7 protein-coding genes are annotated in these 14,268 nt (G+C 36.4%); all 7 read left to right on the forward strand.

Annotation, left to right across the window (positions count from 1 at the left end; genetic code table 11):
* The first annotated feature begins 18 nt into the window (after positions 1-18).
* The 7 genes from D1818_RS16545 to D1818_RS16575 all read left to right on the forward strand — a co-directional run bounded on the left by D1818_RS16545 (position 19) and on the right by D1818_RS16575 (position 14,233).
* Positions 19-1,215, forward strand: coding sequence for a hypothetical protein (locus tag D1818_RS16545; RefSeq protein WP_118460086.1), 1,197 nt, complete (start codon positions 19-21; stop codon positions 1,213-1,215).
* Between the two features lie 67 nt (positions 1,216-1,282).
* Positions 1,283-2,389 carry a hypothetical protein gene (locus D1818_RS16550; RefSeq protein ID WP_118460087.1) on the forward strand — a complete coding sequence of 369 codons (1,107 nt, stop codon included), beginning with the start codon at positions 1,283-1,285 and terminating at the stop codon, positions 2,387-2,389.
* A gap of 60 nt (positions 2,390-2,449) precedes the next feature.
* Positions 2,450-4,915, forward strand: coding sequence for a hypothetical protein (locus tag D1818_RS16555; protein WP_118460088.1), 2,466 nt, complete (start codon positions 2,450-2,452; stop codon positions 4,913-4,915).
* Positions 4,916-4,923: 8 nt separating this feature from the next.
* Entirely contained in the window at positions 4,924-6,531 is a 1,608-nt protein-coding gene (locus tag D1818_RS16560; protein WP_118460089.1) for a contractile injection system tape measure protein, read from the forward strand.
* Positions 6,532-6,993: 462 nt separating this feature from the next.
* Positions 6,994-7,476 (forward strand): hypothetical protein, encoded by a 483-nt coding sequence (locus tag D1818_RS16565; protein ID WP_118460090.1) that lies wholly within the window; start codon positions 6,994-6,996, stop codon positions 7,474-7,476.
* Positions 7,451-8,833 (forward strand): ATP-binding protein, encoded by a 1,383-nt coding sequence (locus D1818_RS16570; protein WP_118460091.1) that lies wholly within the window; start codon positions 7,451-7,453, stop codon positions 8,831-8,833. The genes D1818_RS16565 and D1818_RS16570 overlap by 26 nt, the downstream gene beginning before the upstream one ends.
* A 291-nt stretch (positions 8,834-9,124) precedes the next feature.
* Positions 9,125-14,233, forward strand: coding sequence for an OTU domain-containing protein (locus D1818_RS16575; RefSeq protein ID WP_118460092.1), 5,109 nt, complete (start codon positions 9,125-9,127; stop codon positions 14,231-14,233).
* Positions 14,234-14,268 lie beyond the last annotated feature (35 nt).

Raw genomic sequence — 14,268 nt, forward strand, 5'->3', positions numbered from 1 at the left:
ATAAAAGAAAACAATCCAATGGAAATTAATAAGAAAAACCGAACAGAACTCAAAGAATATTTTAAGATCAATGACAAACCCACACAAGAAGAGTTTGCCGATTTTATAGAAGCAGGACTGAACCAGGCAGAAGATGGAATAGCCAAAGTACAAGGCAATCCCCTATCCATTCAAGCAGAAGGAGAGGCTGTAGGTACTCAGGAAGTGCTGGACATATACGAGGACTTAAGTAATGATAATCCACAATGGTCTTTTAATTTGAATCCTAGGGTAAATCCGGTAGAACCAACAAGTAACCAACCAGGATTTAATATCAAGGATGCTACTGGGCAAAGCCGGTTGTTTATAAAATCGGGAGAAGGAGCCGTTGGTATTGGTACTATAGAGCCCACAGCTCCACTGACCATCAAAGGGACTCATGCTGCAAAACCAAATAATGCTATGCAAATAGCTGAAAACAGCATTCAGTTTGGAGGGGTAAACTCTAATGAAACTATTGACTCTGCAAAAATAGAGGTAACCGAAAATACCTTTGCTATTTATGGAAAAACGGCGAATAAAGATGTTGCAACACGAAAGTTAGATATCATTGCTGATGGAGGTGTTCGTATCGATGGACCGTTATCGGTAGAAGGTGAGATTACCACAAAAAACCTGAAGGCAGACAACATTTCTTCGAATCTGGATTTGGATAAGGAAGGAGCCAGTCACGAAAGAATCCCTACACAAATGGCTGTAAAAACCTATGTAGATACCCGTATGCCTAAAGGAGTCATAGTTATGTGGTCCGGAAATATAAACAACATTCCTGCGGGGTGGACTTTATGTAATGGAACGCAGGGAACCCCTAATTTATCAGGTAGATTTATTGTTGGATTTCATCAAAGTACAGAAGATTATAATACTATCGGAAATACAGGAGGACTCAACAAGGTAACCCTCAATACAAGTCAAATCCCAGCTCATAGTCACTCAGGAACGACCAATAATGACGGTAGTCATAAACATTTGATAGACAATAAATTCTCAGGAAACACTTCAGGAAGCGGTAAAAATTCTTTAGTGGTTGATGGAGAAAGTGGAGCTACCATCGATCATTTTACTAGAACAGATGGTAGTCATAAACATACTTTTACGACCAACCAAATAGGAGGCAACCAACCCCATGAAAATCGACCCCCATACTTTGTATTGGCATACATTATGAAATTATAAGGATATTAGAAAGATATACAATAAGAGTCCATTTACAGAAAAGGAATCATTATAAAAAATAAAAGACGTGGAAATCAATAAAAAAAACAGAACAGAACTCAAAGAATACTTTAAGATCAATGACAAACCGACTCAAGAGGAGTTTGCAGATTTTATAGAAGCAGGACTGAACCAGGCAGAAGATGGTATCGCCAAAGTACAGGGCAATCCACTCTCGGTACAGGCAGAGGGAGAAACTGTGGGGACTCAGGAGGTATTGGATGTATATGAAAGCCTAACTGATGATAATCCAAAATGGTCTATTAATTTGAATCCTAGGATACATCCGGCAGAACCTACCAGTAATCAAGATGGATTTAACATCAAGGATGCTACTGGGCAAAGCCGTTTATTTATCAAATCAAATGGAGGTAATGTAGGCGTCGGAACTTTGGAACCAGCAGCTAAACTATCAGTAGAAGGTAAAAATACAGCTTCATTATTCTCAGTAACCGATACGACGAATAATCCTGATACAATTTTAGAAGTTTCACAAAAAGAAGGGGTTACCGTAAAGGGAACGTTACAAGTAGAAGGAAATCTCAAGGCAACCAATATTTCAGATAATGAAGAATTGGATAATACAGCTACAAGTCATGGTAAGATTGCTACGCAAAAAGCAGTAAAAACCTATATCGATACCCGCTTGCCAAAAGGGTTGATTTCTATGTGGTCCGGACAGGATATCCCAAAGGGCTGGGTGCTGTGCGACGGCACCAACAATACACCTGATTTATCAGGAAGATTCATTGTAGGAATGGATAAAAATAATACGGAGTACCAGATCGGAAAAAAAGGAGGAGAAGAGTTCATTGCCCTTACCAAAGAACAAATGCCTGAACACACCCACACAGATCCTGGACATTCACATGGAGTAAACGATCCAGGCCATAATCATAATCATGGAAATTTTAATGGATTAGTAAGGTTTACCGGTAAGGATACTACCGATACAATGGATAATAATAAAGGTGCTGGTAGAGAGTTTGCCTTAAATAATTATGGTACCATTCAGAGTAATAAAACCGGGATTACAGTCAAATCGGCTAAAACTAATTTAGAATCCTCTGGAGGCAACGAACCCCATGAAAACCGTCCGCCGTATTTTGTATTAGCCTATATAATGAAATTATAAGGGGGATTATTAAAGAAATTATATTCAATAGAATACTACTAAATCGAATTACAGTACACCATGACAGAGACAATCACCATACCCAGAGAAGTTCCAAAAAACAGCGCATTGAGCTATGAATTTCTTCGTGCTGAAGGGATCAAACTGATACAACAAATGGCAGGAGATACCTGGACCGATCATAATATTCACGATCCTGGGATTACCATCCTAGAGCAAGTATGCTATGCCATTACAGATTTAGCCTATCGTATGGATTACAATATCCAGGATATTATAGCCAGTGATACTGCCAGTACTTATGAAAATCTCTATAGTCCCGCTACCATTTTAACCACAAATCCAGTAACGGTATTGGATATTCGCAAAGTAGCGATTGATGTAGAGGGCGTTAAAAATGCCTGGATAGAAAAAGTAACACAAAAAGGATCTGCTGCGATTTCAGTAAACGATGGAGAAACTGTTCCCAAAGGATTGTATCAGGTTTTTATAGAAATAGATGGTTTATCGGATCTTAATGGGAGTAAAATTGTTCCTGCCGTCCGAGAGAGATTGTATGCATGCCGAACGGTTTGCGAAGATTTTGCAGAAATAGAATCACTAGATCCACAAGATGTCCGATTACATGGTGTTATTGAAATTGCAGATACGGTAGATGATGTCAATGAAATGGTAGCAGGGATATTACATCGTATAAGCACTCATTTTTCGCCTCGTATTCCCTTCTATACCCTACAACAACAGTTAGAAAAAGGGAAAACAACCGACGAAATTTTTGAAGGCCCTCGATTGGATCATGGGTTTATAGAAGATCAGGACCTGATCCATAACTACCGAAAAACAGAGTTGCAAACCTCGGATGTGATCAAAGAAATTATGGATCAGAACGGTGTGCTGGCTATTGATACAATTGCCCTAGCGACGGGAACTAATACGGTAAAAAATTGGATATTACCGCTAGATCCTTCCAAAACTCCTATTTTGGATGTTGACGGCACCTTGGCACAAGTATCATTTACCTCCAAAGGACTTACGGTAGGGATCGATCCCGAAAGGATCAAAACACTATACAATCAAAAAAGAATAGCAGGAGCAACAAAAGTAATAGCGCCCAAAGAACGGGATATGATTCTACCAGAAACTCAGGTACAGCAATTGGAAAAATATGATCCGATACAAAATCAATTTCCGGATAATTATGGGGTTGGCGAAATAGGATTACCAGATTCTGCTTCTCCTGTGAGAAAAGCACAGGCTAAGCAATTGAGCGGGTATTTGCTGTTTTTTGAGCAAACATTGGCCAATTATTTTTCGCAATTAGCACACTTTAAAAAACTAATGAGTTTTGATGGAGAAGATACCAAAACCTATTGGAATCAATCGCTGTTGGACTGTATTCCCGGAGTGTCTGAAGTGATCGGTAGTAAAGAAAGTTATGAAGCCTATCTAAGCGAAATGACCACTGATGCTACTGCCGGATTATTGCGAAAAAATAAATTTCAAAATCATTTGTTGGCCCGATTTGCAGAAAAATTCACAGGCTATGGTATGGTTTTAAAAGACCTGAACAACGATACTGTTGCGATGGATAAAAAATTGATCCGGGATAAAGCCCGTTTTCTAAAAGAATATCCAGTGGTGAGTGCCTGTAAAGCTAAAGCCTTTGATACTACAAAAGCGGTTTGGGATACTCAAAATATTTCGGGATTAGAGCGACGCATTGCACTAAAAATAGGAATAGAAGACTATAGCCGTAGAAACCTGGGGGACGGCACTGCGGCAGGGATACACATGGTAGAACATATTTTGCTAAGACACAGAAAACCGTACCCGTATCCCTTTACTACAGCGTATACACCTTTTACAATTGAGCGATTCGAAGTTGCTATTACCGAGGAATTTACGCGTTGTATTATTGGAGAACACGAACTATTAGCAGGAGAAGAAATAGAAATTACTGGAAATGATACCTATAATGGAACCTATACCGTCTTGGCGGTAGGAGATGATTTTTTCGAAATCAAAGCCCCTTTTCAGGAATCCGAAACAGGAGGAATCTGGGAGCGTACTCCCGATATTCGCTATTATCTGCAATCCGCTCCAATTACTACTTTTGAAGTATCAGGAACGGAATCAAATCATACATTTTGTAGGATAGGAAAACATAGCTTACAACCCGGAGATCAGGTGGAGATTAGCCGAACAGCTATTTATAATGGGGTACATACCATCGTTTCGGTATCACAAGAAGGGTTTGACATCGCCGTACCATTTGCAGAAGAAGAAGGAGGCCGATGGATGTCAACAGCGGCTCCTAATGATCCGTATTCCCTTCAAGTAAGCTTTGCACTACCCGGATGGATAGAACAATATCAAGATGAAGATTTTAAGAAATTCATTGCATTAACGATACGTGAGGAGACCCCGGTACATATCAAGACCAATATCCAATGGTTGGATCAAGAAGAAATGCAACGATTTGACCATGCCCATCATCGTTTTCTAAAAGAAATCAACAATGGATAAGTAGTATTATGACACAGCAAAAACATATCATCAATAAACAGATTCTAGAAATTCACTTGCCTTCTACTGCAGATACTTTTGCTGTACAGCAAGAACTAAGTGCGCTGTGTCGGCATCAGTTAACAACGGTTATGGATCGTATATTTGGGAATACTACTAATAATATGGGTGATCAACCGTTGCAGATTGATCGACTTACATTAGATTTAGGAAAGGTATCTGTAAAAGATTTCGCGACTGTTTTTGAGGAAGAATTACAAGAAAAACTTCAAGAAGCATTCACTGGATATCAGCAATCTGATGAAGTGGAACAAAAAGATGAGGTCAGTCAACTCAAAGAAAAAACACCTATTAGAACAGTAGCATATTATCTGAAAACCGGGATATTGCCGTGGTGGGCAAAGGACACAACCAAAGCATATGTTTTGGAGCAATTAGAAGAATTGTTGCAAAAGCCGAACACCACTTTCATCACCTTGCTAAAACAATTGAGATGGAGTACCCAGCAGCTAGAACGTTTTGTACATATAAGTACGGCGACACAATTGCTTCAATCTTTTCAGTTGATTTCTGAGATCCCTATACAAGAAATAGTGACTGCTTTAGAAAAATTTCAACATAGAATTCACAAAAAATACGGCATCACATCGCAAAAGATACAGGCTACTTTTTGGAAAACAGCGTTTCAGAAGTTTGATACGTCTAAAGATTTCAAGTCCTTCAAACAAGAATGCTTCCAAGGTACATTAGCAGGACTAGGAATAGATCATGGTGGAAGTAGCAAAAAATATCAAGCATACGATGTCTATGAGATCAAATCTTTAGTAGCTAGCTATACAACCAGGCAAGCTAAGAATACCGTATGGCAAGAATTTTTTAGACAACTATCAACCATCATAAACACCCCTTTTTTCGATCAGTTGCCTGCGCAGACCTTACAGGAATGTATACAATTGCTAAGAGATGTAGGAAAGACACAGGACCAAGCGATAGATGCCAATCATGTATTAATACCCTTGGCAACCTATATCAATGGAGTACAAAAACAAGTACAGCAGATTGCATCAAAGCCGAAGTCGATCGTAGATCAGTTGCCGGCCGCTTTTGAAGACACCGATTTTATATCCATAAAAAACGCCGGATTGGTACTTTTCTGGCCATTTTTAGTACGCTTTTTTGAAAATTTGGGGCTGATCACCGATAAAACCTTTACTAATGCAACCGCTCGGCATACTGCTATTTGTGCATTACAGTATCTGTGTGAAGGAGAGGATCAGGAACTGTTTGAAGGTGCACTACCGTTAAACAAATTGTTATGCGGTGTGGCTATAGAAGAGGTAATATCCCCAATTACACTATCAGAAGAGGAAAAGGAAATGGCAGAAGGATTGTTAAGCGCGGTGATAGGACAGGGCCCACATTGGAAGAACCTATCCATAGATGGATTTAGAACTTCCTATCTATGTCGCCCCGGATCTTTACGTACCAGAGATGGTCATTGGTTGTTACAGGTGCAACGAGAAACTCATGATATTACCTTAGAAAAATTGCCTTGGGGTTTTCATACCGTAAAGCTCCCCTGGATGACAGAAGTGTTGGTGGTAGAGTGGTTGTGAGGGGTTAGTATTTAGTATTGAGTATTGAGATGTGCGCGAGTTTTTGAGATTTAGAAATATGGATTCCGAGGGCTGAGGCTCTCGAAGCCCGGTTTATGCAGCGTATTAAGATGTGTGTGATGAGGTATTGAGTATTGAGTATTGAGTATTGAGTATTGAGTTTTTGAGATTTAGAAATATGGATTCCGAGGGCTGAGGTTCTCGAAGCCCGATTTAGCAAGAGTATTAAGATGTGTGTGATGAGGTATCGGGTATGAGGTTTTAGGATTTAGGATGGGATTAGAAAGCAACTATTCCCATCCCCAGCCCTTCCCCCGAGGGGAGGGAGTAATAAAATGGAAGAGAGACTTTAAAACTGAAGAATTGAATGAATTATAAATAAGAAATAGGAATACGAGGGCTGAGGTTCTCGAAGTCCGATTTACAAAGAAGAACCTTAATAAAGTATAAAGAAATAACAATATGGAAAAATCAGCAATCATAGAAACGATACATCACAATAGTGTTATTAGAAACACAAATAATAGTAATGCCGAAGTTTTAAAAGCCGAAGTATCCTGGTTAAGTCTCGTGTTGCAAACCCGTTTAGAACTCCATTTCCAACAAGAAACACCATATACATCCATTGAGGAATTAGTGCCACCAAATATAGTAGATAAAGAAGGCTCTTATGCCCGTTTTATCCAACAACACAAACTCAACTTTGCAGAACGATTACTGCTTATTTTGGCATTGGTTCCTCATATAAAACCAGAGGTTCTAGACATATTATTGACCAAAAACAAGTACTATAATCGTCGTTATAGCGAATTTGGAGGATTATTGTTAGAAGGGCATCTGGGCTTGATCCCTACATTTGCTATTGGAAAGTTGACAAGGCGAAAATTATATAATTATTCATATAAAAATCATCGAAAGAATGAATGTACAAGCACTGCTGAATGAAACAAAACAAAATACTGTATCTGAAAATGCTGAGGTACTCCATAGAGAGTTAGACTGGTTATATGAAATCATACACGTACGAATAGCATTACATTTTAATCAAGAAATCATTTACACATCAATATTGGAAGTTGAGCCTCCAACTATTACTGCTTATCAAACACCCTACAGTACATTCATTAAAAAAGAAGCACTTAGTTTTGAAGAGCGTTTGCTATTAATATTAGCATTAACACCGCACATACAACCTACGATATTAGATGTTTTTTCCAAAAAAGACACCGAATATAATCGACGTTTTACCGCTTTTGGAGGTGTTATTATAAAAGAACACAATGGTTTTATACCCACTGCTGAAACAGCTATGTTTTTGTTAGCAGGAGAGAATATAATAGAACGCATACGTTATCAATATCTCTTTACAAAAAACTCTAAAGTTGTACAAAAAGAAATAATTAGTATTTCAGATACTAAAAAAATAGTGCCTATTATGGCAACGATTTGGTTAGTAACACAGGCACATGCACAATATTTGATTGATGGCACTACCTACAGTCCTGAATACGGACCAGATTTTCCAGCACAACCCATAAGCACAACACTAAATTGGGAAGATTTAGTAGTGTCAAAAACATTGCGAACAGCGTTACAAGAGATTCGAGACTGGATACAATTTAGCACCACAATTTTACAAGATTTACATTTAGGAAAGCGCATAAAACCGGGGTATAAAAGCTTATTTTATGGCCCACCGGGAACAGGTAAAAGTATGGCTGCTGCTATACTAGGAAAAAGTACAGGAAAGCCAGTATATAGAATAGATTTAAGTTTGACCGTTTCAAAATACATTGGAGAAACGGAGAAAAATCTTGCCAAAGTTTTCGATTTAGCATCACAACACGACTGGATTTTATTTTTTGATGAAGCAGATTCACTATTTGGCAAACGAACACAAGTTTCTTCGGCAAATGACCGTTACGGAAATCAGGAAATCGGGTATTTATTACAACGTATTGAAGATTTTCCAGGCGTTGTAATTCTAGCATCAAATTTAAAAGATAATATCGACGATGCTTTTACACGTAGATTTCAGTCAATGATTGAATTTAAAGTTCCTGATGTATCAGAGCGTTATCAACTTTGGAAACAATCGTTTGCAAAAGAAATTCCTTTAGCTGCCGAAATAGACCTATGGTACATTGCTGAAAAATATAAACTTTCGGGAGGTATAATGATGAATGTGGTTAGAAGATGTACGCTACAAACGCTTGCCAAAAATGAGAAAACAATTACGCAAGATCGATTAGAAAATGCCATAAAATTAGAATTAATAAAAGAGGGGATTTTATTAAGTTAACCTATATATTTATATATAACTCTGTTGTGTATCGAGAATAAGAATTTTAACTTTAAAATAGTCCTCGATACACTTTTTCGTACCTCAAAAGTACTCGAACTTACAATTTAGGGCTGTTTTAGTTTTTAAATGCACAACGGGTTATAGTTATAAATTTTAATGATTTTTGAATATCATGTCTAGTAATCTCAATATCAATCGAGATTGTATTGAGAATTATCATTTAGTGATATCGAAATCAGATCATTTTACACACAAAATTTCGAGTTTTAAATACGATTAAATTCAACAATGGGACAAGGAAAAAACACTAAAGAAGAGCAATCAAAAAACGGCTCACAACGACAACCAGAAATACAAGAAATAAACGAATTTGAAGAAGAAACTCAAGAGGTAGAAGCAACAAATGAAAATACACCTGAAGAGCAAAAGGTGTATTTAGGCATAACACAAGAAGCCTCAACTCCACCAGAGGCACCAACTCCGCCAGACGCAACAGATTTACTAGGAAATAAAAAGAGTTTTTTAAATTTTGGAAGAAACAAAAAGAAAAAAAAGCCAATAGTTCAAATAGAAGGAGAGCCAGTTGCTTATTTCTACAATTGGAACAATCAGCAACAACAATTTACTAAAATACCGATAAAACTCTTTGAGGATGACCAAGTTGTGTCTTCCTGTGAAGTTATTGATCATCCTGATTTTAGTTTTATCAGAATTAGAAGAAAACTCACATTTAAAGATGGTAAAACAGCATTGATTTCAAAATCAGGTTATGTAAAGCGAGACGAGTTTACCAACGCAGAAGATTGGCCTCCATATAACCGAAGAATACATCCTGTTTACATTGATCCACATAAATTAGTAAGACCCGCAGGAAATCCTCATCCAAATCAAAAGTATAAAGAAGGAAATCGTGAGTGGTATCTAGGTTTGGCTATTTTAATGGATGCCTATAGATCTTTAGAACAAGCTGAAGAAGAAGGAGACGAAGAAGCTAAGCAAACCAGACGCGATATTGCATTAGCTGCATTACAAAACTATTCCAAAGTAGCAACCTTTACAGCTCCTGATACCTTAGCTGTCCACGATAAAAAAGAAAAAAACAAACAATTTCATAGCGATTATAGAGGAAAACAAGGCACTGCTTTTTTTAACGGAGGGGGCTATTACAGGAGTGATGGAACAAATCCAATTAATGATTCGGTAGAAGAATTACTTAGAGCAGAACTTGGCGTAAATAATAATATTGTTATAGTTAGCGATTCACTTGCACTAGAAACTGCGAAAAGAGCATTTCCTCTACTATACACTATAAAAACCGATGATAATGTAGGAATTGAAGCCATCAATATTGACAGTATACAAACCTTTGAAGAACTTATAAGTAATTTTTTTGACCAAATCATGAGAGGAATTACTGTAGCTAATCAATTCGTTATAGATATTAGTAATTATTATACATCTTTACAAGAAGCAAAAGAAGCACCAATCAATCATTCAGCGCTAGTTATTGAAGTTCAAAATAATTTAGCAGAAGTGTTAACTCGCATAGTAAAAGAGAAAACAACAAGTCAACTCGAACAAGAAACCTTATTAGAAAGCTGTTTAAGTAAAATGTATATAGCAGGTTTAATAGCTGATGCTGGCTATTATTATGCAGTAGAATTTGTCTTGAATGAAGCCGTTAGGAATAATAAAGGGTTTGAAGCTGTCTTACCAGAGCAAATAACCCCAGTGCAGCAAAAAAATAACCCTCCTGTGAGGAAGATAAAAGATCCAACGGAAAAAAAGAAAACTAAAAAAAAATTAAAGACAAAAAAAGGCATTACAGACATTCATGAGATTCCTAATCGCAAAAAAGAAGTGGATAGCGATGTCACAATGGACGATCTTCTAGGAGAGTATCCATTAATATACACAGAAAGAGAAAATACAATAGCGAGTTCAGAAGAAACCAAGATAGGTTCTGTAGCTAATTTTACAGCATTTGTTATCAATTTTTGTACGCAATTACAAGTAGGAAAGATTGTAGAAAAAGATTTTGTTTTAGATATCAGTCCATATTACAAAGCGCAAGTAAAAGAAAAGGATGAAGAAACAACATTACAAGATGTAATTACTAAAATTCAAGGTGAGTTAAGTGAAGCTTTATTTACTACAATTTATGAAGTTATAGAGATTGATACAGAAACAGATACAGAAGCAAATACAAGGAATGTATTAATAAAAAAGTGTCTGGAAAAACTAAATATATTCGCTATCGATGTTCATGAAGGAGTTCATTTTTACCTTGAATTTGATTTGGTGACCCCATTACAGTCGAAAGATGAATTTGAAGCGGAAACCTTAAATGTTAAAAATTTTAAATCAACTATTAAATCAACTTTAGGAAGTGCTGGTACAAAAATAGATCCGATGAGTGCTAAAGAAGCGAATTTAAAATTCAGTAGCTTCGAAAATGTACTAGCAGCTCAAGGCATTTCACCTGTAACGTTAGCTGAAGGTTTTGAAGGAAATGAATTGGTACAAATCTTAGAAATGTTTAAAGCAAAAAATGGTACTAAGGAAGCAAATACAAAAGCGAAAATCAATACTAAAAATGTAAATCTATACAATTCTTTAACTGCTTTTGTAAGCTCAACTATTTTTCAAAAGTTTAGAGCATTATCTGATAATAAAGACCATCCTCCATACGTACAGATTTATAGCAATGCTACTGCGGATCTAATAGAAGGTTTAACTAAATTACCTATTGGAGAAACCATAGACCAAGTGTTTGAACGAAAAAGAATTTCTGGTTTATTAAAAATGACCTACGTGCGTATGCACTTAGGAATTTTATCAGCAATGGTTTCTATAAACAATATGGATAGCTTTATAAATGCCATAGAACTACTTCATAATTATATTCAAATGATATTGGCTATTGTAAAACCGTATCGTCAAGATATAGATTTTCACAATGCCATGTTAGCAGCACATACAAAATCACCCATAGAAGGACTTGACTATGATATCTTGGAAAATCAGGAACGCAAACCAAAACAAGAAGAAGCAATAGTAAAAACTGTAGCGCCTACCATAGCACCAAAAAAAACAAATCATAAATCTACTATGTCGAGGTTGCTTAATATGGCTGGACTTAAGAAGAAAAAAGGAACTAAAAAAGCCATAGAAAAACCAATAAAAGAAGAAAAAGTAGCACCAAAGAAATCAGTAAAAGCGGAAGAAGTATCTCCAAATATTTATGAAGAGTTTCATACAATGATTCATCACCAACCTTCGTATATGCATTCTTTTAGTAGCACACTTTCAGGTGTGGAATTACAAAAAGGAAGTAATGTATTGAATATTTTAATACTGAAAGATAATTATTACGAAACTGTTGGGAGTAAAGGATATGCTGGACTTGTTCAAAAGTCAAAAGCGTACAAAAGTTATACTTGGGACGGAAAAAGAAAAGTTCCTGAATCTGAGGAGAAATTTGATATATATGCTTGTGATTTCCACCACAACATCTCGGCTACAAGAAAAGAATATGCTACCGAAAATCTTATAGCTCAAGTAAATCAGTTATATGCAGAAGAGAAAGTTGCAGATAAATTTACGGTGTCTATTGATTGTACAATAGATTATGTTCGGTCTAAAGAAGTTTATGATTTTTTAGTATCTCAGAAAGAACGCATACAAAGTGGTGCCTTAAATGTGGTCTTAAATAGAAGTTCTCAAAAATTTGATATGTTGGGGCTAGATAATTATTATGGTGGTTTTAGTGTAACCATTAACAATCAAGATGATTACCAAGAGTTTAATGAGCGTATTTTAAAGCAAGAAGGCCATGCAACAGGATTAACCCACCAAGGACTTACACATGTAGCTACACATGGAAGTCACCATCAAGAACGATATAGGCAAGCATTGATGAGAAGTACAAATCGTTTTTATAATAAATTGGCTGCTGCAGGTTTACACGAAAAAAGTACTATTAAGGAAAACATATACATTGCAAAAAATAGCGACCCAAATGCTGTTTTTATAGACATTAGAACAGATCAAATAGATCCAGAGAATAAGCAAAGTAATCGTTATATGTTACGAATTAAAAAATGGGCCGAAAACCATAATAAAGGATTAGGGCAAAGAGCAAGTTTTGGATTTCCATATACCAATATTTCGTTTATTCCTGGTCCTGGTGGTCGAGTTCGCATAAATCCTGGGTTAGAAAGTGAACGAGAGATTGATGAGTATGCTAATTTTCTGATTGTACTCCGAGAATTGATTGATGAGGACGCTTCCTATGCAACTCGGGGCGATGATAAATTTTTAGAGTTTGTAAATGATAAAATTAATGAACGTACAAAACAAGAGAAAAAAACACTAAACGATTTACCAGCAAATTTTGAGCTCCCATTACATCTATTAAATGACTTTCAAAAAGGATTTTTAGCTTCTGAAGTTATGAATCTTACTAGTAAAAAAATAAAAATTGCGGCTTACGATTATAGGCAAATCATTGGTAAAGCAATAAACGAAAATGATGATGAAACGTTACGTCAGTTTGTAATTAAAAGAACCTTAAATACATTTACGATTGTTAGTAAAGGTCAGAGAAAAAATGAGTTACGAATTTTACAAGCACAAAAAAATACTACAAATACATCAAAGTCCACAGTAATTGATTTTTTTAAGCAAAAAATGCCTGAAAAGCTTCAACCTAAAAAAGGTAAAACGGTGAATAGCATTGTACATTTAATGAGAAATCATATCGCCGAAAGTAAACCAACAAAAGAAGCACCTAAGGCATCGTATGAAACCGAGTCACAGCGAAAAATGAATAAAGAAGCTATTGCAAGAATGTTAAATAACGAAAATATTAATGAAGCTCCAAAAGAGAAAATACAGGATGCCGAAAGTCCGTGGTTATTTGAAGATAATAAAGGAAAAGGCGATTGTTTGTTTTATGCTTTGGGAAGAACTAATAGTGCACCCGCAGCTTTTAAATTACGTCAAGATATTGTAAGTTACCAAGAAGCGCAGGGGCTTATTAAACATGGTTATGTGGACAACCAAATAGGAAGAATGTTAAGAAGTAGTAATAGTCAAGGTTTACGAAATCTAGCTAGGGATGTAGATGGGAGAGAAGGAATTCCAGTAGCCGCATATTATCTTTTAATGCGACAAGAAGGAATTTGGGGTGGATTGGAAGAGATCAAGGCATTTTCGGCAATGAAAGACCAAACTATATACCTTGTTCAAGATAACGGAAGGATAAATCGTATTAATGGAGCCACTGTTACAAGGACGGATACTTTGCCTGATACTGCTTTTGAACCTGAAAATTTAGTGTTGCATCAATCGGCTTCACACTTTAAAATTATAATTGCTAGGAGAGAGAAGTAGTAGAGGATAACGTACCTGTAACAAAGAAATTATAG

The organism is Aquimarina sp. BL5 (genome assembly GCF_003443675.1).
Classification (GTDB): Bacteria; Bacteroidota; Bacteroidia; order Flavobacteriales; family Flavobacteriaceae; genus Aquimarina.